This is a genomic window from Stutzerimonas sp. LR2 (assembly GCF_055755175.1).
Genome location: NZ_JBVTRR010000006.1, coordinates 35,401 through 59,395, shown reverse-complemented (window position 1 = coordinate 59,395; position 23,995 = coordinate 35,401). Strand labels below are relative to the sequence as shown.

Here is a 23,995-nt window from a genome sequence, read left to right as displayed (position 1 = left end):
CTCAAGCTTGCCACCCTGGCAAGGTCAAGGCCTTGGCTGTCGCAGATCATGGTGTTGACCTTGCCATAGGGTTAAGGTCGATCCTGAGCGCATCGCCATCCGAGGAGACACAGCCATGTCCAGCGCCACCCATACGCTGCCGGTCAGCGGTATGACCTGCGCCAGCTGCGCCGGCCGCGTCGAACGCGCCCTGCTCAAGGTGCCGGGCGTGGCCAGCGCCAGCGTCAACCTGGCCAACGAGCAGGTGCGCGTCGAAAGCAGCGAGGCGGACCTCGCGGCCCTGATCGAAGCCGTGCAGAAGGCCGGCTATGGCGTGCCGGTGCAGAGTCTGGAGCTGGCCATCGACGGCATGACCTGCGCCAGCTGCGTTGGCCGCGTCGAGCGTGCCCTGCTCAAGGTGCCCGGGGTGCGCAGCGCGGCGGTGAATCTGGCCAGCGAGCGCGCCCACGTCGAAGTACTCGGCCCGCCGGACCCGGCCGCGCTGATCCAGGCCGTCGAGGCAGCCGGTTATCACGCCACGGCGAGCAGCGAGCGCCGCCCGGCGGCCGATGCCGAACGACGCCTGCAGCGCGAACGCTGGGCAGTGATCGCCGGCCTGCTGCTGGCCGCACCGCTGGTGCTGCCGATGTTCGGCGAGCTGTTCGGGCAGCACTGGATGCTGCCGGCATGGATCCAGTTCCTGCTCGCCACGCCGGTGCAGTTCGTCCTCGGTGCGCGCTTCTACGTCGCCGGCTGGAAGGCGGTGCGCGCCGGTGCCGGCAACATGGACCTGCTGGTCGCCATCGGCACCAGCGCCGGTTACGGCCTGAGCCTCTATCAATGGTGGGCGACGCCGGCCGGGCAGATGCCGCACCTGTATTTCGAGGCCTCGGCGGTGGTCATCGCCCTGGTGCTGCTGGGCAAATACCTGGAAAGCCGCGCCAAGCGCCAGACCAGCGCGGCGATCCGGGCACTGGAAGCCTTGCGTCCGGACCGCGCGACACGGGTGATCGACGGCCGCGAGGAAGACGTCGCCATCGCCGCGCTGCGCCTGGACGACCTGGTGCTGGTCAAGCCCGGCGAGCGTTTCCCGGTGGACGGCGAAGTGGTCGAGGGCGAAAGCCAGGCCGACGAAGCGCTGATCAGCGGCGAGAGCCTGCCGGTGAACAAGGCGCCGGGCGACCGCATCACCGGTGGCGCGATCAACGGCGAGGGTCGGCTGCTGGTGCGCACCACCGCGCTCGGTGGCGAGACTGTGCTGGCGCGGATCATCCGCCTGGTGGAAGACGCCCAGGCGGCCAAGGCACCGATCCAGAAGCTGGTGGACAAGGTCAGCCAGGTGTTCGTCCCGGCGGTGCTGGTGATCGCCGTGTTCACCCTGATCGGCTGGTTGCTCACTGGCGCGCCCGCCGAGGTCGCGCTGATCAATGCGGTGGCGGTGCTGGTGATCGCCTGCCCCTGCGCGCTCGGCCTGGCGACACCGGCGGCGATCATGGCCGGCACCGGCGTGGCGGCACGCCACGGCATCCTGATCAAGGACGCCGAGGCCCTGGAAGTCGCCCATGCGGTGAATGCGGTGGCCTTCGACAAGACCGGCACGCTGACCTCCGGCAAGCCGCAGATCATCCACCTGCATGCGCTGGAAGGTGACGAGGCGAGCCTGTTGCGCCTGGCCGGCGCTCTGCAACGTGGCAGTGAACACCCACTGGCACGTGCCGTGCTGGAGCGCTGCGAAGCCGATGGCGTCGCGGTGCCGGATGTGCAGAAGAGCCAGGCCCTGAGCGGCCGCGGCATCGCCGGGACGCTGGACGGTCGGCAGCTGGCGCTGGGCAATCGGCGCATGCTGGACGAATTCGGCCTGCAACCGGGCGAGCTGCTGGATACCGCCCAGCGTTGGGAAGCCGAAGGCCGCACGCTCTCCTGGCTGGTGGAGAGCGCACCGCAACCGCGCGTGCTCGGCCTGTTCGCCTTCGGTGACAGCCTCAAGGAGGGAGCTGCGGCGGCGATCGCCGCACTCGATGCCCGGCATATCCGCAGCCACCTGATCACCGGCGACAACCGTGGCAGCGCGCGGGTGGTGGCCGAAGCGCTGCACATCGACGACGTGCACGCCGAGGTGCTCCCGGCAGACAAGGCCGCCACCGTGGCGGAGCTGAAGAAGGGCGGCGCCGTGGTGGCGATGGTTGGCGATGGCATCAACGATGCGCCAGCCCTGGCCGCAGCGGATGTCGGCATCGCCATGGGCGGCGGCACCGACGTGGCCATGCACGCCGCCGGCATCACGCTGATGCGCGGTGATCCGCGCCTGGTGCCGGCAGCGCTGGAGATCGCCCGGCGCACCTACCGCAAGATCCAGCAGAACCTGTTCTGGGCCTTCATCTACAACCTGGTGGGCATTCCGCTCGCCGCCTTCGGCTTCCTCAGCCCGGTGGTGGCCGGTGCGGCAATGGCCCTGTCGAGCGTCAGCGTGGTGAGCAACGCCCTGCTGCTGCGTTCCTGGAAACCGGAAGAATGATCGGGAGCACGCCATGAACATCGGTCAGGCAGCCAAGCACAGCGGCCTTACGGCGAAGATGATCCGCTACTACGAATCCATCGGTCTGCTCACGCCCGCCGGGCGTGGCGCCAATGGCTACCGCCACTACAACGAGCGCGACCTGCACCAGCTGGCCTTCATCCGCCGCGCTCGTGATCTGGGCTTCTCCCTCGAGGAGGTCGGCAAGCTGCTGGCGCTGTGGCAGGACCGCCAGCGCGCCAGCGCCGACGTGAAAGCCCTGGCCGGCGCGCATATCGACGAGCTGAACCGCAAGATTGCCGAGCTGGTCGGCCTGCGCGACACGCTGCAGGAGCTGGTCGACCACTGCCAGGGTGATGATCGGCCGGACTGCCCGATCCTGCAGGGCATCGAAAGCGGCTGCTGCAGCACGCGTCCCGCACCCTCCCGGACAGGCATACCAGCCCGAGCGGGCGGGGCCTGATCCTCGCGCGGGCGTTCACACGCCCGCCGATCGCTCGCTGCCGCGCAGGCACGCGGGCAACCGTCCCTCGGCTGACATTCAAGTTCGCATGCGCCAGGCCGACAGTGAGGCCGAAGACAGAAGCGGCCGCCCTGCGTACCCGCTCGCATCGACAATTCATCTTGATTTGGACTGCCATGAATAACTGGTTTGCAAATATCGGGGTCAGCAGGAAGCTCGCACTGGGCTTCGGCGTCGTCCTGGCCCTCACCTTCATCCTCGCCTGGAACGGCTGGGGCAGCCTGGGCAGCGTGATCCAGCGCAGCGGCTGGATGACCGAGATCTCGCAGCTGAACAAGACCCTCACCGACCTGCGCATAGCCCGCCTGCAGTTCATGCTGGCCAACGGCGACGCCGAGTCCACCGAGCGGCTGGACAAGAACCTCGGCATCTACCTCGCCCAGCAGACCAAGCTGCTGGACACCTTCAAGAACCCGATCAACGTCGCCCAGCTCAAGGAACAGGCCGGCTACAACGCCCAGTACCAGAACTCGCTGAACGACATGCGCAAGGGCTACGCCCAGGCCAACGCCGCGCGCACCACCATCGACGGTGCCGCCGCGCGTCTGGCAGAGCTGAACGCTGGCGTCACCGGCCAGGTGCTGCGGTTGTCGGAATACGATGAAGGGCGCTTCGCGCAGTTCCAGGCCATCACCCGGATCGAGGATGACGTGCAGCGCGCCCAATACCTGCTGCGGGTCTATATGGCGGCTCCGGGTGCCGAGGCGGCCAAGGCCGTCTACGCGCAACTGGATGCCGCCCAGGCCACGCTGGATCGCCACGCTGCCGCGCTCGACGCTGACCACGCGGCGACGCTTGAGCAGATCCGTGCCGTGCTCGGCGAGTATCGCAGCGCCATCGAATCGCTGGAGGCGGCCACCGTCGCCATCGCCAAGGCACGCCAGGAGATGACCGACCAGCAGAAGGAGATCGTCCGCATCAGCGACTCGCTCTATCAGTTCCAGCTCGACCGGCTCGATGTGGAGAGCAGCGCCGCCCGCACCCGCCTGATCATCAGCACGCTGCTGGCACTGGCGCTCGGCGCCCTGGCCGCCTGGCTGATCACCCGCCAGATCGTCCTGCCGCTGCGTGCCACCCTGGCCGACGTCGAGCGCATCGCCTCCGGCGACCTCAGCCCGACGGCGCAGGTCCATCGCCGCGACGAACTGGGCGCGCTGCAACGCGGCATCCAGCAGATGGGCTCGACCCTGCGCGAGCTGATCGGCGGCATCCGCGATGGCGTCAGCCAGATCAGCGCCGCCGCCGAGGAGCTGTCGGCGGTCACCCAGCAGACCAGCGCCGGGGTGAACAGCCAGAAGGAAGAGACCGACCAGGTTGCCACCGCTATGCACGAGATGTCGGCCACCGTCCAGGAGGTCGCGCGCAACGCCGAGCAGGCCGCCCTGGCCGCCACCGAAGCGGATAGTGAAGCCCGTGAAGGCGACCGCGTGGTGCTGGAGGTGGTCAACCAGATCGAACGCATGGCCGATGCCGTGGTGCGCTCCACCGAGGCGATGAGCGCGCTGCAGAGTGAAAGCGACAAGATCGGCAGCGTGATGACAGTGATCCGCGCCGTGGCCGAGCAGACCAACCTGCTGGCGCTCAACGCCGCCATCGAAGCCGCCCGCGCCGGCGAGGCCGGCCGCGGATTCGCCGTGGTCGCCGATGAGGTGCGCGGGCTGGCGCAGCGCACGCAGAAGTCCACCGAGGAAATCGAAGGGCTGGTCGCCGCGCTGCAGAACGGCACCCAGCAGGTCGCCTCGATCATGCACACCAGCCGCGACCTGACCGACAGCGGCGTCGAACTGGCACGCCGCGCTGGCGCTTCGCTCGGCAGCATCACCCGCACCGTGTCGAACATCCAGGCGATGAACCAGCAGATCGCCGCGGCCGCCGAGGAACAGAGCGCGGTGGCCGAGGAGATCAGCCGTAGCGTGGTGAACGTGCGCGATGTATCGGAGCAGACCGCCGCCGCCAGCGAAGAGACGGCCGCCTCGAGCACCGAACTGGCGCGTCTGGGTGGTCAATTGCAGATGATGGTGAGCCGCTTCCGGCTCTGAGAAGAGGCACCGCGAGGCAGGCCCTGCCTCGCGGTGCAGCGATCAGCTGGCCTGGGATTGCAGGTAGTTCTGCAGACCGATGCGGTCGATCAGGCCGAGCTGCTGCTCCAGCCAGTAGGCGTGGTCTTCCTCGGTGTCGTGCAGCTGCAGGGCCAGAATGTCGCGGGTCTGGTAGTCGCCATGCTGCTCGGCCAGGGCGATGCCCTGTGCCAGTGCCGCACGCACCCGGTACTCCAGCGCCAGATCGTTGCGCAGCATGTCCGGCACGGTCTTGCCCGGATTGATCGGCTCCGGCGTCATGTCCGGCGTGCCTTCGAGGAACAGGATGCGCTTGAGCAGCGCATCGGCATGCTGCGTTTCCTCTTCCATTTCATGGTTGATGCGCTCGTAGAGGCGGGAGAAGCCCCAGTCGGCGTACATCCGCGAATGCAGGAAATACTGGTCGCGGGCCGCCAGTTCGCCGCGCAGCAGCTCCTTGAGATAGTCGATTACCGGTGCCTGGCCTTGCATTGCGTATTCCCCATGACTGATGCGCCTTTGACAGCGGGCAAGCATCCCCGCTGGGTTCGTCACGGTCAAGCGCTGCAGCGCCGCAGCCGTGCACCCTCCAGTGTGGCAGAGCGCGGGCAGAAATCGACTTCCCGGTCACGCTGCCGACGACAGGCGCCTGTCGAACTCCTGAGCTGACACGGGGCTCTATTGACAGTCCCGACGACCGACAGCGGCGGTCGTCCAGCCGATCAGACAGGAGCCCCGATGACGTCAACGCCAGTATTCCCCCTGTTCAAGGCCGGGTTGACCCTCATCGTCTGCGCGCTGCCGCTGCTCGGCGGCTGTTCCTCGGAGGCCGAGCCGGCACCTAAGCCGCCGCGGGTGGCGCTGGTCGAGCCGCTGCAGCCCGCCGCGCCGCAGGCCGAGGCGCTGCGTTTCTCCGGGGTGGTGCAGAGCGTGACCACCACCCAGCTGTCGTTCGAGGTGGCCGGGCGCATCGAGCGCATCCTGATCGATGAAGGCACCCGAGTCAGACGCGGCCAGCCGCTGGCGGAGCTGGACCGCACCGACTACCGCCTGCAGCTGCGTGAAGCCGAGGCGCGCCTGCGTCAGCTGGAGGCGGATCTGGCGCGCAAGCGCACCCTGCTTGCCGAAGGCATTCTCGCCCCTGCCGCCATCGAGGCGCTGGAGGCCAACACCGTGGCCGCGAGGGTGGCGCGCGACAGCGCCCAGCGCAATATCGATCACAGCACCCTGAACGCGCCGTTCGATGGCGTGGTGGCGCGCCGCCTGGCCGAGCCGGACATGGTGGTGGCGGTCGGCACGCCGGTGTTCGAGATGCAGGACAACCGCCAGATCGAGGTCAGCGTCGATCTGCCGGAAAGCGCCGCGCTGAGCATCCCGCTCGGGCCCGAGCTCGAGGCCGAAGCGCAACTGGTGATCGCCGACCTGCGCCTGCCGCTGCGCTACAAGGAGCACAGCACCCAGCCGCGCGAAGGTGCGCGCACCTACCGGCTGGTGCTGCAGGGCGAGCCGCCCGAGGACTACAACCTGCTGCCGGGCATGGCCATGCGCGTCAGCCTGCAGCGCCCCGCACAGCCACAGACTGAGGATGAGGGCTTTCGCCTGCCGCTGTCGGCGCTGCAGACCGGCAGCGACGGCAAGCACTTCATCTGGCAAGCCGATGAGGGCCGCGCGCGGCGGCTCGCGGTGCAATTGCAGCAGGTCGAGGGCGATCAGGCGCTGATCCGCGGCGAGGGCCTGGAGGCGCAGCTGCCGATCATCGTCGCCGGCGGCAGCAAGCTGCACGAGGACCAGCCGATCGAAGCGCGGGAGCGGAACTGAGCCGATGGATTTCGCCCGTTATGCCATCACTCGGCCGGTCAATATCTGGATTCTGGTGCTCACCTGCCTGCTCGGCGGCATCCTCGCCTTCTTCGAGATCGGCCGCCTGGAAGACCCGGAATTCACCATCAAGCAGGCCATCGTCAACGTGCAGTACCCCGGCGCCACGGCGCTGGAGGTCGAGCAGCAGGTGACCGAGCCGCTGGAAAGCGCCATTCAGCAGATGTCGCAGATCAAGGAGATCCGCTCGCGCTCGATGCCGGGCATCGCCGAGATCCGCGTGGAGATGCAGGACCGCTACGACGGTGACGCGCTGCCGCAGATCTGGGACGAGCTGCGCAACAAGATCAACGATGCCCAGGGCGACCTGCCGCCAGGCATCGAGCCGCCGCAGGTCAACGACGATTTCGGCGATGTCTACGGCATCTTCTACGCCCTGACCGGCGACGGTCTGACGCTCAAGGAACTGCACGAAACGGCCAAGGACCTGCGCCGCGCGCTGCTCACCGCCGACGGCGTCGGCAAGGTGGAGATCGCCGGCGTGCAGGAGGAACGCATCCTGGTGGAGGTCGATCAGGCGCAGCTGGCGGCGATGAACATCGCCCCGGACGAGATCGCCGCAGCGCTGGGCGATACCGATGCCGCGGTGGAGGCCGGCGGCGTCAACGCCGGCGATTTCTTCGTGCGCCTGCGCCCCAGCGGGGCGTTCGATTCCCTGGAGGAGCTGCGCGCACTGTCGGTCGGCCAGGGTCCGCAACGGGTCGAGCTGGGCGCCATCGCCAAGCTCTCGCGCGACTACGCCGAGCGGCCGCAGCAGATCATCCGCCACAACGGCCAGCCGGCGCTGACGCTGGGTATCAGCGGGGTGTCCGGGGCGAACATCGTCGAGGTCGGGCACAGCGTCGAGGCGGTGCTGCAGGCCAACGAGCACCGCATGCCGCTGGGCGCCGAGCTGCACCCGCTGTACGAGCAGCACCGCATCGTCGACGAGTCGGTGAACAGCTTCGCCCTCAACGTGTTTCTCTCGGTGGCCATCGTGGTCGGCGTGCTGTGCATCGCCATGGGCCTGCGCGCCGGGGTGATCATCGGCGCGGTGCTGTTTCTCACCGTGCTCGGCACGCTGCTGGTGATGTGGCTGGCCGGCATCGAGCTGGAGCGGATTTCCCTCGGCGCGCTGATCATCGCCATGGGCATGCTGGTGGACAACGCGGTGGTGGTCTGCGACGGCATGCTGGTGCGTCAGCGCCAGGGCAAGAGCATTCTCGAGGCGTCGCAGCAGACGCTGCAGCAGACGCAGTGGCCGCTGCTGGGAGCGACCATCATCGGCATCCTGGCCTTCGCCGGCATCGGCCTGTCCCAGGACACCACCGGCGAGTTCCTCTTCTCGCTGTTCTTCGTCATCGCCGTGTCGCTGCTGCTCAGCTGGCTGCTGGCCCTGCTGCTGGTACCGCTGTTCGGCCATTACCTGCTGCGCAATGCCGGCGCCGACGAGGATGCCGATGCCGCATACGACGGCCCCTGGTACGCGCGCTACCGCCGGCTGGCTACAGGCGTGCTGCGCCGGCCGAAGCTGACCATCGGCGCGCTGCTGGTGCTGACGGTGATCAGTGCGGTGATCTTCACCCGTCTGCCGCAGAGCTTCTTCCCGCCGTCGAGCACGCCGCTGTTCTACGTCAACCTGTTCCTGCCGCAGGGCACGCATATCCGCGATACCGCGCGCGCCGCCAGCGAGGTCGAGCAGTACCTGGCCGAGCAGGACGGCGTGAGCGATGTGTCGAGCTTCATCGGCGCCGGGGCCTCGCGCTTCATGCTCACCTACATGCCGGAGCAGCCGAATGCCTCGCTGATGCACTTTCTCGTGCGCACCGAGGATGCCGAGCGGATCGACGGCCTGGTCCGGCAGATCAATCAGGAGTTGCCGCAGCGCTATCCATCGGCGGACGTCAGCGCCGCCCAGTTCATGTTCGGCCCCAATGCCGAGGCCAAGCTGGAGGCGCGCATCAGCGGCCCGGACATCGAGGTGCTGCGCGAGATATCCGCCGAGGGGCGCAAGCGCCTGCAGGAGCAGGGCCAGGTGCTCAACGTGCGCGACGACTGGCGTCAGCCGGTGCTGGTGCTGCGCCCGCAGCTGGCGCTGGATCGCCTCGCCGATGCCGGGCTGACCCGCCAGGCGGTGGCGCGCGCACTGGCTGCCGGCAGCGAGGGCCAGCGCGTCAGTCTGCTGCGCGAGCGCGACGAGCTGATCCCAGTGCTGCTGCGCGCCGCGCCGGATGACCGCATCGATGCCGACAACCTGCTGCAACGGCTGATCTGGAGCCCGGCCGGCAACGGTTACGTGCCGCTGGCGCAGGTCGCCGACCGCATCGAACCGAGCAGCGAGGACGGCATCATCGTGCGCTACGACCGCGAGCGCACCATCTCCATCCGCGCCGAACCGCGCGACGGCGAGAACACCAACGAGGCGCACGAGCGCATCCGGCCGCTGATCGAGGGCATCGAACTGCCGGTCAACTACAGCCTGAAGTGGGGCGGCGACTACGAGCAGTCCTCCGATGCCCAGCAGGCGCTGGCCAGCACGCTGGCGGTGCCTTATCTGGCGATGGTGCTGGTCACCGTGCTGCTGTTCGCCCGGGTGCGCCAGCCGCTGATGATCTGGGCGGTGGTGCCCATGGCCATCTGCGGCGTGAGTTTCGGCCTGCTGCTCACCGGCCAGGCCTTCGGCTTCATGGCGCTGCTTGGCCTGCTCAGCCTGACCGGCATGCTGATCAAGAACGCCGTGGTGCTGGTGGATGAAATCGACCGGCAGATCGCCGCCGAGGTGCCGCGCCTGACCGCCATCATCGAGGCCTCGGCCTCGCGTCTGCGCCCGGTGACGATGGCCGCCGGCACCACGGTGCTGGGCATGGTGCCGCTGCTGTTCGACCCGTTTTTCGCCAACATGGCGGTGACCATCATGGGCGGCCTGGGCTTCGCCACGCTGCTGACCCTGCTCGCCGTGCCCTGCCTGTACTTGCTGCTGATGAAAGTGCGCCCGGAGGAAACCGCATGACTGCCAAGGCCCTAGCCGCTCCGCTGCTGCTCGCCCTGGCCCTGAGTGCCTGCTCCAGCGCACCGCAGCACCCGGCGCCGCAACTGCCGGATACCTGGTTCAGCGCCGCCGGCGCCCACCCGGCCGATGCCGAGTCGCTGGCCAGCTGGTGGCGCCAGTTCGACGACCCGCAGCTCACCGCGCTGGTCCACCGCGCCATGCAGCAGAACCACGATGTACGCCTGGCCATGGCGCGGGTCGACAGCGCCCGCGCGCAGCTGCGCCAGTCGCGCGCCGGCCTGCTGCCGAGCTTCGACCTGCCGGGCTCGGCCAGCCGCCAGTGGATCGAGAACGACCAGGACGCCGAACCCGGCAGCCCGCTGGCCGAGTTCATTCCGGACGACGACCCGATCGCCTTCGACAGCTGGGAACTGGCGCTGCAGGCGACCTGGGAGCTGGACCTGTTCGGCGCCACCCGCGCCCGACGCGACAGCGCCGCCCAGCAACTGCGCTCGGCCGAGGCGCAGACGGTGGCCGCACGCCTGGCCGTGGCTGCCAACACCGCGCAAGGCTATCTGCAACTGCGCGCGCTGCAGGGGCAGCGCGCGCTCTTGGTCGAAGGCATCGAGGTGGCGCGCGAACTGGAGCGCATCGCCGGGCTGCTGTTTCACGCCGGCGAGGTGACCCGGCTGGACGTGGAGGCCACCTCCGCCGAACGCGCATCGCTGGAAGCCGATCTGGACGAGCTGGATATCCACCTGGCCGAAGCGCAGCTGGCACTGGATACCCTGCTCGCCGCGCCGCCGGGCAGCAGCGCCGTCCAGCTCGCCGCCAGTACGGCGGTGCCGTTGGCCGAACCGCGCATCGCCGCCGGTCAGCCCATCGACCTGTTGCGCCGTCGCCCGGACCTGATCGCCGAAGCGGCGCGGCTGGATGCCGCCGAACTGCAGGCACTGGCCGCCCGCCGCGACCTGTTCCCGAAACTGGCGGTGCAGGCTGCCGTGGGGCGCTCCGGCTTCGCGTTGGGCGACGCCGTTTCCAGCGCTTCGAACTTCGCCCGGGTCGGCGCCACCTTCGGTCTGCCGCTGCTGGACTATGCAAACCGTGGCGCCGCCATCGAACTAGCCGATGCCGAAGGCGAGACCGTCTACATCGCCTTCGAGCAGGCCCTGGCCCGCGCGCTGGAGGAGGTCGAACGCGGCCTGACACGCATCGCCGGCCAGCAACGTCGACACGCCGCCCTCAGCCGCACCCGCGAGCACCGCGAGCGCGCGCACCGGCTGGCGCAGCGCAGCTACGAGCTGGGCGAGGCGAACCTGAGCGAGGTGCTGGACGCCCAGCGCGGCGCACTGCAGGCGCGCCAGCGGGCACTGGAAGGCCGCACTGCACTGGCGACCGCGCAGGTGGCGTTGTACGTGGCGCTGGGCGGTGGCTGGAACGCCGCGGATGGTGCGGCGGTCTCTGAGGATCAGTCAGCGCCCTGAGGGGTCGGTTGGTGACAATGCAAGCCGGCTGGCGAATGGGCTACTCGGCAGCGGCCGGGCCGAGTAGCCAGAACCATCACCCCTTCATCCAGGGCGGCTCGGGCGCCTCGTCCGGCTCGCCGTCTTCTGCGCCCCGCATGGCCTCCCGCCGCGCCTGTTCGGCCAGCGTCGCCTTGATCTCCCGCATCACCGCATCGATATCCGCCGCATCCTCCGGCTCGGCGAACTCGCCGGTCAGCTCGGTCTCAGGGGTCAGCTTGCCCTGCTGATAGAGCGCCCACATCTCCTTGGCATAGCGGGTGAACCTGAGCTCCGGGGCGAAGCGGCCGAAATAGGCCGACATGTTGCCGACATCCCGCTCAAGCATCTCGAATGCATGGTTGTTGCCCGCCGCGTCCACGGCCTGCGGCAGGTCGATGATGACCGGGCCGTGCTCGTCGAGCAGCACGTTGAACTCCGACAGGTCGCCGTGCACCAGCCCGGCGCAGAGCATCTTCACCACTTCATGGATCATGAAGGCGTGGAATTCGCGGGCATCGTCCGGATGCAGGTCGACATCATTGAGGCGCGGTGCGGCATCGCCATCCTCGCCGGCGATCATTTCCATCAGCAGGACACCATCGAGAAAGTCGTAGGGCTTGGGCACCCGCACGCCGGCGTCAGCCAGGCGGAACAGGGCCGCCACCTCGGCGTTCTGCCAGTTCTCTTCCTTCTCCTTGCGCCCGTGCTTGGAGCCCTTGGCCATGGCGCGCGCGTCGCGACTGCTGCGCACCTTGCGCCCCTCCTGGTATTTCACGGCCTGGCGGAAACTGCGCTTGTTGGCTTCCTTGTAGACCTTGGCGCAACGCAGCTCGTCGCCGCAGCGCACCACATACACCGCTGCTTCCTTGCCGCTCATCAGCGGCCGCAGCACCTCGTCGATCAGGCCATCCTCGATCAGCGGTTCGAGTCGTTTAGGCGTTTTCATCAGCGGCTTGCAGGTCCTTCGGTCAGGGGCGGTGTTGCAGGTTACGGCAATCACAAACCGGCTTCCATGCCTGCCATCGAGTTTGAAAGCGCGCTTTGGATTGGCGCACAGCACGTTCAGCGCCGACAATCGAGCCATCATTCCCTGGAGCACCGTCATGCTCGATGAAGACCGTTGCTGGCAGGCGCTGTGCGAGCGCGATGCCGCCTTCGATGGGCGTTTCGTCTTCGCCGTGCGCTCGACCGGCATCTTCTGCCGGCCCAGCTGCCCGGCCCGCCGCCCCGCCCGCGAGCGGGTGGCCTTTTTTGCCGATGGCGAAGCGGCCCACGCCGCCGGCTTTCGTCCCTGCCGACGCTGCTCACCGATGGGGCCGAGCCCGAGCGAGCAATTGGACGCGCTGGTCGTCGCCGCCTGTCGCCTGCTCGACGAAGCCACCGCGCCCATGACACTGCCCCAGCTGGCTGCACGTATCGGCCTGTCGCCGACGCATCTGGCCCGCGCCTTCAAGGCGCGCACCGGTCTGACGCCCCATGCCTGGGCAACCGCGCGCCGGCGTGAACGCCTCGATGCCCAACTGCCCGAGGCCGGTTCGGTACTGGATGCCGCCCTTGCCGTCGGTTACTCCGGCACCCGTGCGCCCTATGCCGAGGCACGGGCGCTGACCCCGGCACAACGGCGTCGCAAGGGCGCCGGCGAAACCCTGCGCTATGCCCTGGCGCCCTGCCCGCTCGGCCTGCTGCTGCTTGCGGCCAGCGATAAGGGCATCTGTGCCCTGCTGTTCGGCGATGACGAAGGCGCGCTGGAGCAGGAGCTGCGCTCGCGCTTCGCCGCCGCCGACCTGCACCGCGATCAGGCCGGGCTGGGCGACTGGCTGCAGGCAATCGTCAGCCAGCTGGAAGAACCGCAGCGCGCCACCCAGCTGCCGCTCGACCTGCGCGGAACAGCCTTTCAGCAGCGCGTCTGGCAGGCGCTGCAGCAGATTCCCGCCGGCGAGACACGCCGCTACGGCGAGCTGGCGGCGACCCTCGGCAGCCACGCGCGGGCGGTGGCGCGTGCCTGCGCCAGCAACCCGATCGGCCTGCTGGTACCCTGCCACCGCGTGGTCGGCAGCCAGAACGCGCTGACCGGCTACCGCTGGGGCCTGGCGCGCAAGGCCAGGCTGCTCGATCGGGAAGGGCAAGGCGAGTCGGGAGCCTGAGCGGATTTCAGCGGTCGGATATTGCAGTGCCGCCCACCGCAGGAAGCCGTCATGACCGAACTGAAGCGTTACCGCATCCACTACCGCATCAATGGCGAGCCCGCCTCGCTGCTGATCAGCTCGTTCGAGATGCCCGGTCTCGAACAGGCCGAGCTGGAGATCCTGCTGCATCATGTCCGCGAGCCGCGTGCCGCGGTCGACGCACCCTGGGAGAACCCGGTGCACCCCAGCGAAGCCAGCCGCTTGAGCGAACTGGGCGTCAGCGATATCCAGATCGAAGAGGAAAGCCGCTGAAGTCCCGGTAGCATTGCCCACCCGCCCTCGCAGACCGCATGGAGCCCTCGTGCAGCTGATCGACACTCATACCCACCTCGACTTCGAGATGTTCGACGATGACCGGGCGCAGGTAATCGCCCGCGCCCGGAACGCCGGTGTCGAACGCATCGTGGTGCTCGGGGTGCATGCCGCCAACTGGCAGCGGGTCTGGCAGTTGGCCTGTGACGAACCGTCGGTGCATGCGGCGCTGGGCCTGCATCCGGTGTTTCTCGAGGAGCACCAGGACGCCCACGTGCAGCAGCTGCGCGACTGGCTGGAACGTCTGCGCGGCGAGCCTAAGCTCTGCGCCGTCGGCGAGATCGGCCTGGATTACTACATCGACAACCCGGACATCGAGCGCCAGCAACGGTTGCTCGAGGCGCAGCTGGCGCTGGCGGCCGATTTCTCCCTGCCGGTGCTGCTGCACGTGCGCCGCGCCCATGCGCCGATGATCGCCACGCTCAAGCGTTACAAGCTCGAGCGTAGCGGCGTCATCCACGCCTTCAGCGGCAGCTGGGAGGAAGCGCGCGAGTATCTGCGCCTCGGATTCAGGCTCGGTCTCGGCGGCGCCGGCACCTGGCCCCAGGCGCAGCGGATGCATCGGGTACTGCGGCAATTGCCGTTGGAGGCCATCGTGCTGGAAACCGACGCGCCGGACATTCCACCCGCCGGCCATGCCGGCGAACGCAACAGCCCCGAGCTGCTGCCGGAAATCTGCCGACGCCTGGCCGACCTCAAGGGCATCGATGCGCACGCGCTGGCGGCGGCCAGCTATCGCAACAGCTGCGAACTGTTCGGCTGGCGCTGAGCCGCCCCGTCAGACGCGGAAGGCGGCGATCAGCTGCTGCAGGTGGCCGACCAGCTGGGTCAGCTCCCGACTCGCCTGCTCGGTGTGGCCGGCGCCCTCGGCGGTGCGCTGGCCGGCCTCGTTGATGGCGACGATGTTGCGATCGATATCGTGAGCCACCGCCGTCTGCTGCTCCGCGGCTGCGGCGATCTGCTGGTTCTGATCGACGATCAGGCCGACCGCATCGAGAATGTGCTCCAGCGCCTGCTCCACCTGCGCCGACTGGCCGACGGTGTCTTCGGCCAGCGCATGGCTGGCATGCATGGTCTTGACCGCCGCGCCGACGCCGTTCTGCAGGCGCGCGATCATCTGCTCGATTTCCGCCGTGGATTTCTGCGTGCGCTGTGCCAGTCCGCGCACCTCGTCGGCCACGACCGCGAAACCGCGTCCCTGCTCGCCGGCGCGGGCCGCCTCGATGGCCGCGTTGAGGGCCAGCAGGTTGGTCTGTTCGGCGATGGTCTTGATCACGTCCAGCACCTGGCTGATCGCCTGGCTGTCACCGGCGAGCTGGTTGATCACGGTGACCGACTGCTCGATCTCGCTGGCCAGGCGCTGAATCCCGCCCACCTGCGCGACCACCAGGGCACGGCCGTTGACGGTTTCTTCGTTGACGCTCTGAGCGCTGCCCACCGCGGCTTCGGCGCTGGTGGCAACCGCCTGGGCGGTGGCCGACATCTCGTTCATGGCAGTGGCCACCTGCTCGATCTGGCCGCGTTGCTCGGACACCGTCTGGTTGCTTTCGCCGGAAACGCTCTCCACCCGTCCGGCCTGGCGTTCCACCTCGGCGACGGTCTGGCCGACCCGCTCGATCAGCTCGCGAACCTGCGCCACGGTGGTGTTGAACACCTGGCCCAGCTCACCCAGTTCGTCGCGGCTGCGGACCTGGAAACGCACGGTCAGATCGCCATCGGCAACCTTGCCCATGATTTCCCCCAGGCTACGCAGCGATGCCCGCGTCGAGGCGTAGAACCCCGCATAGAGATAGGCCACCAGGCAGAGCACCACGGCCAGCGCGGAAAGCAGCAGGGTCATCAGCAGGCGCTTCTGCTCCAGCCGCTCGCCGAGTTCCACGGCAAGAAAGTCGAGGACGCCATCGTTCAGCTCGTAGGTCTTGGCCATCTGCGCGCTGATGCGCTCGTAGAACTGTTCCCAGGGACGATCCAGCGCATCGGCCATGATCACCTCGTCCTGCAGGATGTCGCTGCTCACCTGCAGCGACTCGCGGCTGGCGCTCGCCAGCGCATCCAGACGCCGCCTCGCGGCCTCGCTGGCCGCCAGCGCGTCCTGCAACTGCGCGGCGTACTGCACCTGCAGCTTCTCCAGCTCCAGCACGAGGTTGTCCAGCGTGTTGCTGGCATCGGAGTTCAGGTAACCCTGGCCGAAGGTGTAGGAGCCTACCGCGCGTCCCTGGCCGAGCGAGGCGCTGATGGCCGGCGTGACGGACGTCAGCAGTTCGGCCAGCAGCCGAACCTCGCGCTCGAGGTCTTGGCTGAGCCCGGATTGCCCGGCCACGAGTTTGATCATCACCTGCGACTGACCCAGCAGCGTCTCGGCCATCGCCGCCTTGGACTGCAGCGACTGCTCGGCCTGAGCCGCCCGCAGGCCGGCCACCAGCTCGTCGCGCCGGGCATTGAATTCCGCCACCTGCTCGGGCGCATCGCTGACCGGGGCGAGGGCCTGCAATTGCGCCGACAGCTCGGCCTCGATACGGCTCAGGCGGGTGCCCAGAGCCTCGACGTTGCCGGTCTGGCCGATGATCGACTCGATGCGCACCAGGTCCTTCCAGTCCTCCATGCTGCGCCGTACCTGCAGGGTCGAACCGAGCAGTTCCAGACTCTGCAGCTCCGTTCGCGTGCCGACGAAGGCCCGGTACGACTCGCGCACCAGGTAGTAATTGCTCAGCAGCATGGGAACGAAGAACAGGACGCTGACCAGACTGAACTTCATGCCGAAGCTCAGGCGGTTCATGAACGCGATCGCGGGATACAACAGGCTATTCACACGACGTCTCCCAAATCTTATTGGTATGGGCTTGCACGCAATTGCAGCGCGCAGCAGGGCTCGTCAGAGAGTGGCATCTGCCGGGGTTATACGGGATATCGGTAGCGGAATTTGTAACTTAAGGTAATGGCTAACTGATGGCTCGCCAACGACCAGCGGTCGCCCGAGCTGCGAAGCGTCTAGCCTGAGCTCTGCAGCGTTGCGAGCCGGTTTGCGCCATACAGCGGCCGTATGGCGGCGTATTCAGAAATGCGTCAGTGAACGCCAAGCGAGTGGCCTGTGCCCGCTGTGCGGGCCAGGTTTACACAAACTAGGCCAGCAGCGTCAGCACCGCGATCACCGCGTACCACAGCACGCGGGTGCGTACCAGCAACGCCGCCAGGCCGTCGAGGCGAGCGATGCCGGCTTCGCCGTCGATCGCAGCGGGCAGGTCGGCGGCAAGGGGCCCGGCGTCGGCCAGCAGGCGCCGGGCCGACACGTCCCAGCTCAGCAGCTCGTGCAGCAGCGCGCGGTTGACCGCGACGAAATTGCCGACCAGGGCGAAGCTCCCCAGCAGCAGACGCACCGGCAGCCAGTCGAACGCATGTCGCAACTGCTCGGCGCGTTCGCGCAGCCCGTCTTGCTGGGCGTGCTCGACGCACAACGCCAGCAGCCGATAAGCCAGAGCCGCCATCGGTCCGAGCAGCAGATACCAGAAGATCACGGCAAAGAAGCCTTCGTAGCTCTTCCACAACAGTCGCGTCTGCACCGCGTGCATCAGGCTGGCCGGGTCATTCTCGCGCAGGCCGGCATCGCGCTCGGCAGCCAGTGCCGCGGCTTCTTCGTCGCCGCGCCGCCAGGCATCACGGAAGGCGCCGAGCTCGGCCTTGGCGTGACCGCGGCCGAGGCTGTAGAGCAGTACCAGCAAGTGCACCGGCAGGGCCAGCCAGCCATAGGCCAGCGGCTCCAGGACCTCCAGCAGCAGACCGAGCAGCACCACCGGCAACACGACCAACAGCAGCAGCGTCAGCCAGGGCGCATCCCGCAGGCGCGGAGTGGCTTCGGCCTGACGCAGCCTGGTCAGCCAGGGGCCGTCGTGCTGCAGGCGTGGTCGCCAATCGGAGAACTTGTCCACCAGCAGCACGAGCAGGATCACCAGAAAACTCATCGTTCCTTCCTTTCGTCAGCAGGTAATGGAGGCCGCCCGCAGGCGCAGCCAGTCGAAGGCCGGCCCCGGATCGGTCTTGCGTCCCGGCGCGATGTCGCTGTGGCCGCATACACGCTCGGGCGTGATTGCCGGATATGCACACTGCAGCAGCCGGCAAAGCTCGATCAGCGCCTGGTACTGCGCCTCGCTGAACGGCTCGTGGTCGGTGCCTTCCAGCTCGATACCGATGGAAAAGTCGTTGCAGCCCTCGCGGCCGTCGAAGCAGGACACACCGGCATGCCAGGCCCGATCCAGACAGGAGACGAACTGAGTGATGGCGCCATCACGCTCGATGAGAAAATGTGCGGAGACCTGCAGCCCGGCGATCTCTTCGAAGAAAGGATGCTCGTCGCACTGCAGACAGTTCTGAAAGAACTGCTGAACCCTGCCGGTACCGAACTGGCCTGGCGGCAGGCTGATGTTGTGGATCACCAGCAAGGAAATCTCGCCGGCCGGGCGCTGATTGAAGTTCGGCGAGGGGCAGTGGCGCACGCCATGGCACCAGCCGGTGGCGGAATCCAGGTGCATCGTGGGAAGGCCCATGCTGAAGGCAGGCGAGCAGGCTAGCGCCTGCATGACACCCGCTGCAAGCGCAGCGTCCGGCGCCAGTATGGCCTGATGTGTCCCGCTCTTACCTGAGCGCGGCCAGCCGCCGACTGGCTGCCTTCTCCTCGCGCCGCGAGGCGAGCCGGTCGGCCAGGCGCGTCGGTTCCGGCAGGCGGTAGCGGGTCACGTAGCGCATGACCAGCTCCGGCGCCGTGGCGATGCTGACCCGGTTGCCCGGCGAGATGATCAACGGCCGCACCTTGTCCTTGCTACGCAGTACACAGCCGATCACCTCGCCGGTCTTCTTGTCGCGCAGCGCCACCCGGGCACCGCGCTGCAGGTCCAGCTCGTCATGCTCGCCGGTGAGCAGCTTCTTCGCCACGCCAATGGTGGGCAGGCCGGTCACCACGCCCAGATGCGCAGCGATGCCCAGGCGCCGCGGGTGGGCGATGCCGTGGCCGTCGGAAAAGATCAGGTCGGGAACTGCCGGCAATTCCGCCAGCGCCTGCAGTACGGCCGGCAGCTCGCGAAACGACAACAGGCCGGGCACGTACGGCATGTTGGTGGGGATTCGCGCCAGGCTGCTGCCCACCAGTTCCAGGGTATCGGCATCCAGCAGCACCGCTGCCGCCCGGGTGATGCTGCCGCCGTCCTCGAAGCCGACATCCACCCCGGCGATCAGGCGCAGCGCTGGGAAATCGTCCTGCAGCCGCACCTGCGCAGCCAGCGTCAGCTGCATCGCTCGTGCCGCGGCAGGACTGCCATCCCAGTCGCCGAACGGGGCAGCGGGATAGTGACTGATCTGGCTCATGTTTCGCTCCTCTGCATCAGCGATTCGACGCCGCACCGCCCACGCCGTTCAACGCGACGCGCTGAGTTCGTACTGGACTTTGCCCTGGAAAAATAGGACGCTCCAGCCACCGCACGGCTGATTTACCCTGAAATCCCACAATAATTAGAATCGTATGACCCATCTCGCCTCGATCCAGCGCGTCAGCATATTGGCCACCGAAGGGGTTTTCGCCTCGACGCTCATGCAGGCCAAGGACTTTTTCCATATGGCTAGCCTGCGCTACGGCCGCCAGCTCGGCCTTGACCTCAAACCGGCATTCGAAACCCGCCTGGTCAGCCCGGACGGCGGTGCGGTGAGCACCTTCAGCGGAACCAGCATTGCCGTGGATGGCGCGCTGGACAATGCCGACATGCTGATCCTGCCGGCGTTCTGGGGCGATTTCGACGCGCTCTGCGCGCGCTACCCGCAAGTCGCCCGCTGGCTGCGCGAACGCCATGCCGCCGGCAGCGTCATCTGCGGCGAAGCCACCGGAGCTTTCTGGATGGCCCAGGCCGGGTTGCTGGAAGGCCGCGAGGCGACCACCCACTGGCGCTTCGCCGGGGAGTTCGCCGAGCGCTTTCCCGGGGTGCAGTTCAGCGCCGACAAGCACCTCACCGACAGCGACAACCTCTACTGCGCCGGCGGCACGACCTCGGCCTGCGACCTGTACATGTACCTGATCGAGCGTTTCTGCGGCGCCCATGTCGCTCAGGGCATGGCGCGCGATGTGCTGTTCGAACTGCAGCGCAGCTACAGCCCGGGCCGACTGGGCTTCGGCGGGCAGAAGCTGCACCTGGATACCCGCATCCTGCAGATCCAGGAATGGCTTGAGGCCAACTACGCAGAGAAATTCCGCTTCGAGGACGTCGCCCGCCAGCACGGCATGAGCATCCGCAACTTCATGCGGCGCTTTCAGGCCGCCACCGGCGACAAGCCGCTGCACTATCTGCAACGCCTGCGCATCGAGACGGCCAAGAGCCTGCTCGCCACTACGGGCAAGAGCATCAAGACGATCAGTTACGAAGTGGGCTACGACGATGCCAGCTTTTTTGCCCGCCTGTTCCGCCAGCACACGGAGCTATCGCCGAACCACTATCGGCAGAAGTATCGGCCGGCATCCTAGGGCAAACACGGAAAAGCCATGCGTGCTGAAGCGGGCTGCCGATTGCAGCGCGCGGCCTGGCAGGAAGACCGCTCCGACACCAGCGCAGTAATCGTGGGGGAGGCCCCGGCCGCGAAGAACAGGTCTTCGCGACCGGCTCACGGTCAGGGCTTGTGTGGACGCGCCAGGTACTCGTGGGACTGCATCTCCAGCAGCCGGCTCAGGGTCCGCTGGAATTCGAACTCCAGACGGCCGCCGGTGTAGAGGTCCTTCAGTTCCACTTCGGCGGAAATGATGAGCTTGACGTTGCGGTCGTAGAACTCGTCCACCAGGTTGATGAAGCGACGCGCCATATCATCCTTGGCGACGTTCATCTGCTCGACGTTGGCCAGCAGGATGGCACCGAAGATCTTGCCCAGCTCGATGTAGTCGTTCTGGCTGCGCGGCCCGTCGCAGAGCTCGCGGAACTCGAACCAGGCCACGTCGTTGCCGGTCTTCACCGCGCGGATTTCACGGTTCTCGATCATCAGCGCGTCGTTGTTCACGACCCGGCAGTTCTCCGGCAGCAGGCTCTTGAAGCTGCGCTCCAGGCTCTGTTCGGCCTCGGCATCGAGGGGGAAGTGGAACAGTTCGGCCTGCTCCAGCGCACGCAGGCGATAGTCGATGCCGCTGTCGACGTTGACGATCTCGGTGTGCTTCTTCAACAGGTCGATCGCCGGCAGGAAGCGCGCACGCTGCAGGCCGTCCTTGTACAGGCCGTCCGGCACGATGTTGGACGTCGCCACCAGGCTCACGCCGTTCTTGAACAGCTCGTCGAGCAGCGTGGCGAGAATCATCGCATCGGTGATGTCGGAGACGAAGAATTCGTCGAAGCAGATGACCCGGGCCTCGTCGGCGAAGCGCTTGCCGATGATGGTCAGCGGGTTCTTCTCGCCCTTGAGGGTTTTCATTTCCTCGTGCACGCGCTTCATGAAGCGGTGGAAGTGCGTGCGCATCTTCTGCTCGAAAGGCAGCGCGTCGAAGAAGGTATCCACCAGGTAGGTCTTGCCGCGGCCGACGCCGCCCCAGAAGTAGATGCCCTTGATCGGACCCTGCTGCTTCTTGCCGAACAGCTTGCCGAGCAGGCCGCTCTTGCTGCGATCGTCGGCGACTAGGTCGTCGTACAGACGCTGCAGGTGACGCACCGCGTTTTCCTGGGCGGCATCGTGGAAGAAGTCAGGACGTTTCAGGTCGGCCTGATAGCGCTCAAGAGGAGTCATGGCGGAGTCTGGGTAGTGAAACGGGGCCGCCACTTTAGCGGCGCCCTCGGTGGTTGGCAATTTACTCAGGTCGTTCAAGCGTCAGCCCTCCTGGGACACCCGTACTTGGAAATCACCGCGTCGCCGAGCGCACCCATCGGCCGCGCCCGGCCTGCCAGCAGCGTTACTCGACAAGCGTGGCCAGCGCCTCGCGCACCCGCAACATGGCGGCGTCGAGCGCTTCGGCGCTCTCGTAGTGCGGGCTGTCGGCGATGCATTCGTCGTCCAGCCACAGGGTGAATTGATCACCTTCGTCCTCGCGAAGTTCCAGGGCATCCGGGCCGCCGGCGATCAGGCGCTGGGTCAGGCTGCCGATGGCCTTCGGATTGCTCAGCGGACGGGACAGCAGCAGCTCCTCGCCGTCGGCGGCGAAGAAGCGGAAACGGAAGGCGCCATCGGCCTCGCGGAAGCTGGCAAAACGAGCGGTCTTGCTGGACTTCTTCTTGGTCGGCGCCGCGCTTTTCACTTCGCTGCTGAAGTTGCGCAGCCCCACCGCCTCGCGCAACTCGCCGAGGAATGGTGTGGCGATCCGGCGTGCCTTGGCCGCTCCCGCCTGCAGAATGTCTTCCAGCTCGGCCGGCTTGGCGATGAGCTGGTGATACAGCTCGCGCGCCTGGCCCAGTTCGTTGTCGAGCAGCTCGAACAGACGTTGCTTGGCATCGCCCCAGGCCAGGCCATCGAGCAGCTCCTGGCGGAAGTCAGCCTGCTGCTGCGCGGTGGCAAAGGCCTGGTAAAGCGTGAACAGGTGGGAGTTGTCCGGATCCTTCGGTTCGCCCGGCAGGCGCGAGTCGGTGACGATGCGTGCGATCGCTGCCTTCAGCTCCTTGGCACTGCCAAACAGCGGGATGGTGTTGTCGTAACTCTTGGACATCTTGCGCCCATCGAGCCCGGGCAGCGTGGCGACGCTCTCCTCGATCACCGCTTCGGGCAGGGTGAAGAACTCGCGGCCGTTGCCGAACAGATGATTGAAGCGCTGGGCAATGTCACGGGCCATTTCCACATGCTGGATCTGGTCGCGCCCCACCGGCACCTTGTGCGCGTTGAACATCAGGATGTCCGCCGCCATCAGCACCGGATAGCTGTACAGGCCCATGGTGACTCCGGCATCCGGGTCTTCGCCGTTCTCCACGTTCTTGTCCACCGACGCCTTGTAGGCATGGGCGCGGTTGAGCAGGCCCTTGGCGGTGACGCAGGTCAGCAGCCAGGTCAGTTCGGGAATCTCAGGCACATCCGACTGGCGGTAGAAGGTCACGCGCTCGGCATCAAGGCCGCAGGCCAGCCAGGTAGCGGCGATTTCCAGACGCGAGCGCTGGATGCGTAGCGGATCGTCGCACTTGATCAGCGCATGGTAGTCCGCGAGGAAGTAGAACGAATCGGCGGCCGCGTCGCGGCTGGCGAGGATGGCCGGGCGGATCGCTCCGGCGTAGTTGCCCAGATGCGGCGTACCGGTAGTGGTGATACCGGTCAGGATGCGGGTAGTCATGCAGTCATTCTCGAATCGTTGCAGCGCGACGGAGGGGATTGGCACGCAGCATCAAAGCCGCGGGACGACCAGTTCCTTCAGCTCCACCAGCTTGCCGTGAAAAAAGTGGCCGCATTCTGCCACTTTCAGCAGCTCGTGGGGGTGCTGCAGCTGCGCAGAAAAGGCATACACGGACTCGGCATCGATCACCTCGTCCTGCTCCGGCTGGATGATCGTCAGCTGACAATCTTCAGCCAACGACAGCGCCGCAAGACGCGACACCGCCGGAGCCACCATCATCAACCGCTGCACCGTCACGCCCTCGGCGTTCAATCGGCCGGCCAGATTGCCGGCAACGAACCCACCGAAGGAGAACCCCAGCAGCGTCAGCGGCAGCTCGGGGTTCTGCTGGCGCAGCCAGCGCAGCGCGGCCTCGGCGTCATCCACCTCACCCTCGACCATGTCATGCGCGCCGGCACTGCCGCCGACACCCCGGTAATTGAAGCGCAGCGTGCTGTAGCCGGCATCCCGCGCGGTGCGCTGCAGGGTCGAGACCACCTTGTTCAGCATGGTGCCGCCCTTGACCGGGTTCGGATGGCAGATCAGCGCCAGGCCGCGGGCCTGCGGCTGATCGAAATACAGCGCTTCCAGCACCCCGCAGGGGCCATCGATAGAGAGGGGCTCTTCGCGTTTCAACAAAACAGGAACTCCGTGACCTTGGGACGAGTCGACTCGTCTTGCTAACTAGCTGCCGATAACCGCCGCCTCGCGTTGCGGTATACAGAGCAGGTACGAGACGTTAACGTAAGCACAGCCGTTTATATAGAGGAAGGACTC

General features: G+C 67.2%; 19 protein-coding genes. 10 read left to right on the top strand and 9 right to left on the bottom strand.

Going from position 1 to position 23,995, the window contains the following annotated elements; all coding sequences use genetic code 11:
• Nucleotides 1-115 precede the first annotated feature (115 nt).
• From ACVRRC_RS19660 to ACVRRC_RS19650, 3 genes are all read left to right on the top strand, one after another.
• The gene (locus tag ACVRRC_RS19660; RefSeq protein ID WP_045159683.1) at nt 116-2,494 is read left to right on the top strand and encodes a heavy metal translocating P-type ATPase; all 2,379 of its coding nucleotides are present in this window, start codon (nt 116-118) and stop codon (nt 2,492-2,494) included.
• Nucleotides 2,495-2,507: 13 nt separating this feature from the next.
• Entirely contained in the window at nt 2,508-2,957 is a 450-nt protein-coding gene (gene cueR, locus ACVRRC_RS19655; protein WP_014597738.1) for a Cu(I)-responsive transcriptional regulator, read from the top strand.
• A gap of 176 nt (nt 2,958-3,133) precedes the next feature.
• A complete protein-coding gene (locus tag ACVRRC_RS19650; RefSeq protein ID WP_045159684.1) occupies nt 3,134-5,056 on the top strand; it encodes a methyl-accepting chemotaxis protein in 1,923 nt (640 codons plus the stop codon).
• A gap of 42 nt (nt 5,057-5,098) precedes the next feature.
• Here ACVRRC_RS19650 and bfr read toward each other — a convergent pair whose 3' ends face one another.
• A complete protein-coding gene (gene bfr / locus ACVRRC_RS19645; protein WP_014597740.1) occupies nt 5,099-5,566 on the bottom strand; it encodes a bacterioferritin in 468 nt (155 codons plus the stop codon).
• Nucleotides 5,567-5,812: 246 nt separating this feature from the next.
• On the opposite strand from bfr, the gene ACVRRC_RS19640 reads away from it, so the two are divergent.
• From ACVRRC_RS19640 to ACVRRC_RS19630, 3 genes are read left to right on the top strand one after another with little or no spacing between them, the layout of a single operon-like run.
• Nucleotides 5,813-6,892 carry an efflux RND transporter periplasmic adaptor subunit gene (locus ACVRRC_RS19640; protein ID WP_472997394.1) on the top strand — a complete coding sequence of 360 codons (1,080 nt, stop codon included), beginning with the start codon at nt 5,813-5,815 and terminating at the stop codon, nt 6,890-6,892.
• 4 nt (nt 6,893-6,896) lie between these two features.
• Nucleotides 6,897-9,941: an efflux RND transporter permease subunit gene (locus tag ACVRRC_RS19635; RefSeq protein ID WP_181090124.1), complete on the top strand. Its 3,045-nt coding sequence runs from the start codon at nt 6,897-6,899 to the stop codon at nt 9,939-9,941.
• Nucleotides 9,938-11,404, top strand: coding sequence for an efflux transporter outer membrane subunit (locus ACVRRC_RS19630; protein WP_472997393.1), 1,467 nt, complete (start codon nt 9,938-9,940; stop codon nt 11,402-11,404). The genes ACVRRC_RS19635 and ACVRRC_RS19630 overlap by 4 nt, the downstream gene beginning before the upstream one ends.
• A gap of 76 nt (nt 11,405-11,480) precedes the next feature.
• Here the strand turns inward: ACVRRC_RS19630 and ACVRRC_RS19625 are convergent, their stop codons facing one another.
• A complete protein-coding gene (locus ACVRRC_RS19625; RefSeq protein WP_017244499.1) occupies nt 11,481-12,371 on the bottom strand; it encodes a PA4780 family RIO1-like protein kinase in 891 nt (296 codons plus the stop codon).
• 157 nt (nt 12,372-12,528) lie between these two features.
• Between ACVRRC_RS19625 and ada the strand changes: the two genes are divergently transcribed.
• Genes ada through ACVRRC_RS19610 form a run of 3 tightly spaced genes read left to right on the top strand, consistent with a single transcriptional unit; the run spans nt 12,529 to nt 14,692 of the window.
• Entirely contained in the window at nt 12,529-13,569 is a 1,041-nt protein-coding gene (gene ada / locus ACVRRC_RS19620) for a bifunctional DNA-binding transcriptional regulator/O6-methylguanine-DNA methyltransferase Ada (protein ID WP_423565536.1), read from the top strand.
• Between the two features lie 51 nt (nt 13,570-13,620).
• A complete protein-coding gene (locus ACVRRC_RS19615) occupies nt 13,621-13,863 on the top strand; it encodes a hypothetical protein (protein ID WP_013984058.1) in 243 nt (80 codons plus the stop codon).
• Between the two features lie 49 nt (nt 13,864-13,912).
• Complete coding sequence (locus ACVRRC_RS19610; protein WP_013984059.1) at nt 13,913-14,692, top strand: TatD family hydrolase; 780 nt, start codon at nt 13,913-13,915, stop codon at nt 14,690-14,692.
• Nucleotides 14,693-14,701: 9 nt separating this feature from the next.
• Here the strand turns inward: ACVRRC_RS19610 and ACVRRC_RS19605 are convergent, their stop codons facing one another.
• From ACVRRC_RS19605 to nfi, 4 genes are all read right to left on the bottom strand, one after another.
• The gene (locus ACVRRC_RS19605; RefSeq protein WP_014597746.1) at nt 14,702-16,732 is read right to left on the bottom strand and encodes a methyl-accepting chemotaxis protein; all 2,031 of its coding nucleotides are present in this window, start codon (nt 16,730-16,732) and stop codon (nt 14,702-14,704) included.
• Between the two features lie 310 nt (nt 16,733-17,042).
• Entirely contained in the window at nt 17,043-17,879 is an 837-nt protein-coding gene (gene ampE, locus ACVRRC_RS19600; RefSeq protein WP_019405338.1) for a regulatory signaling modulator protein AmpE, read from the bottom strand.
• A 15-nt stretch (nt 17,880-17,894) separates the two neighbouring features.
• Nucleotides 17,895-18,446, bottom strand: coding sequence for a 1,6-anhydro-N-acetylmuramyl-L-alanine amidase AmpD (gene ampD, locus ACVRRC_RS19595; RefSeq protein WP_011914648.1), 552 nt, complete (start codon nt 18,444-18,446; stop codon nt 17,895-17,897).
• Nucleotides 18,447-18,549: 103 nt separating this feature from the next.
• Nucleotides 18,550-19,275 carry a deoxyribonuclease V gene (gene nfi, locus ACVRRC_RS19590; protein WP_045159691.1) on the bottom strand — a complete coding sequence of 242 codons (726 nt, stop codon included), beginning with the start codon at nt 19,273-19,275 and terminating at the stop codon, nt 18,550-18,552.
• 154 nt (nt 19,276-19,429) lie between these two features.
• Here nfi and ACVRRC_RS19585 point away from each other — a divergent pair, with 154 nt between their 5' ends.
• Nucleotides 19,430-20,419 carry a GlxA family transcriptional regulator gene (locus ACVRRC_RS19585; RefSeq protein WP_013984063.1) on the top strand — a complete coding sequence of 330 codons (990 nt, stop codon included), beginning with the start codon at nt 19,430-19,432 and terminating at the stop codon, nt 20,417-20,419.
• Nucleotides 20,420-20,562: 143 nt separating this feature from the next.
• Here the strand turns inward: ACVRRC_RS19585 and zapE are convergent, their stop codons facing one another.
• The 3 genes from zapE to ACVRRC_RS19570 all read right to left on the bottom strand — a co-directional run bounded on the left by zapE (nt 20,563) and on the right by ACVRRC_RS19570 (nt 23,857).
• Nucleotides 20,563-21,657 carry a cell division protein ZapE gene (gene zapE, locus ACVRRC_RS19580; RefSeq protein ID WP_045159692.1) on the bottom strand — a complete coding sequence of 365 codons (1,095 nt, stop codon included), beginning with the start codon at nt 21,655-21,657 and terminating at the stop codon, nt 20,563-20,565.
• Between the two features lie 163 nt (nt 21,658-21,820).
• Nucleotides 21,821-23,179 carry a tryptophan--tRNA ligase gene (locus ACVRRC_RS19575; protein ID WP_013984065.1) on the bottom strand — a complete coding sequence of 453 codons (1,359 nt, stop codon included), beginning with the start codon at nt 23,177-23,179 and terminating at the stop codon, nt 21,821-21,823.
• A gap of 51 nt (nt 23,180-23,230) precedes the next feature.
• Nucleotides 23,231-23,857, bottom strand: a complete 627-nt coding sequence (locus ACVRRC_RS19570; RefSeq protein WP_020305933.1) for an alpha/beta hydrolase — start codon at nt 23,855-23,857, stop codon at nt 23,231-23,233.
• Nucleotides 23,858-23,995: the final 138 nt, after the last annotated feature.

Coding starts and splice junctions, on each gene's coding strand:
- ACVRRC_RS19630 (WP_472997393.1), top strand. CDS start 9,938: ATGACTGCCAAGGCCCTAGCCGCTCCGCTGCTGCTCGCCCTGGCCCTG.
- ACVRRC_RS19660 (WP_045159683.1), top strand. CDS start 116: ATGTCCAGCGCCACCCATACGCTGCCGGTCAGCGGTATGACCTGCGCC.
- ACVRRC_RS19585 (WP_013984063.1), top strand. CDS start 19,430: ATGACCCATCTCGCCTCGATCCAGCGCGTCAGCATATTGGCCACCGAA.
- ACVRRC_RS19650 (WP_045159684.1), top strand. CDS start 3,134: ATGAATAACTGGTTTGCAAATATCGGGGTCAGCAGGAAGCTCGCACTG.
- ampD (WP_011914648.1), bottom strand. CDS start 18,446: ATGCACCTGGATTCCGCCACCGGCTGGTGCCATGGCGTGCGCCACTGC.
- bfr (WP_014597740.1), bottom strand. CDS start 5,566: ATGCAAGGCCAGGCACCGGTAATCGACTATCTCAAGGAGCTGCTGCGC.
- cueR (WP_014597738.1), top strand. CDS start 2,508: ATGAACATCGGTCAGGCAGCCAAGCACAGCGGCCTTACGGCGAAGATG.
- ACVRRC_RS19615 (WP_013984058.1), top strand. CDS start 13,621: ATGACCGAACTGAAGCGTTACCGCATCCACTACCGCATCAATGGCGAG.
- ACVRRC_RS19575 (WP_013984065.1), bottom strand. CDS start 23,179: ATGACTACCCGCATCCTGACCGGTATCACCACTACCGGTACGCCGCAT.
- ampE (WP_019405338.1), bottom strand. CDS start 17,879: ATGAGTTTTCTGGTGATCCTGCTCGTGCTGCTGGTGGACAAGTTCTCC.
- nfi (WP_045159691.1), bottom strand. CDS start 19,275: ATGAGCCAGATCAGTCACTATCCCGCTGCCCCGTTCGGCGACTGGGAT.
- ACVRRC_RS19640 (WP_472997394.1), top strand. CDS start 5,813: ATGACGTCAACGCCAGTATTCCCCCTGTTCAAGGCCGGGTTGACCCTC.
- zapE (WP_045159692.1), bottom strand. CDS start 21,657: ATGACTCCTCTTGAGCGCTATCAGGCCGACCTGAAACGTCCTGACTTC.
- ACVRRC_RS19625 (WP_017244499.1), bottom strand. CDS start 12,371: ATGAAAACGCCTAAACGACTCGAACCGCTGATCGAGGATGGCCTGATC.
- ACVRRC_RS19635 (WP_181090124.1), top strand. CDS start 6,897: ATGGATTTCGCCCGTTATGCCATCACTCGGCCGGTCAATATCTGGATT.
- ada (WP_423565536.1), top strand. CDS start 12,529: ATGCTCGATGAAGACCGTTGCTGGCAGGCGCTGTGCGAGCGCGATGCC.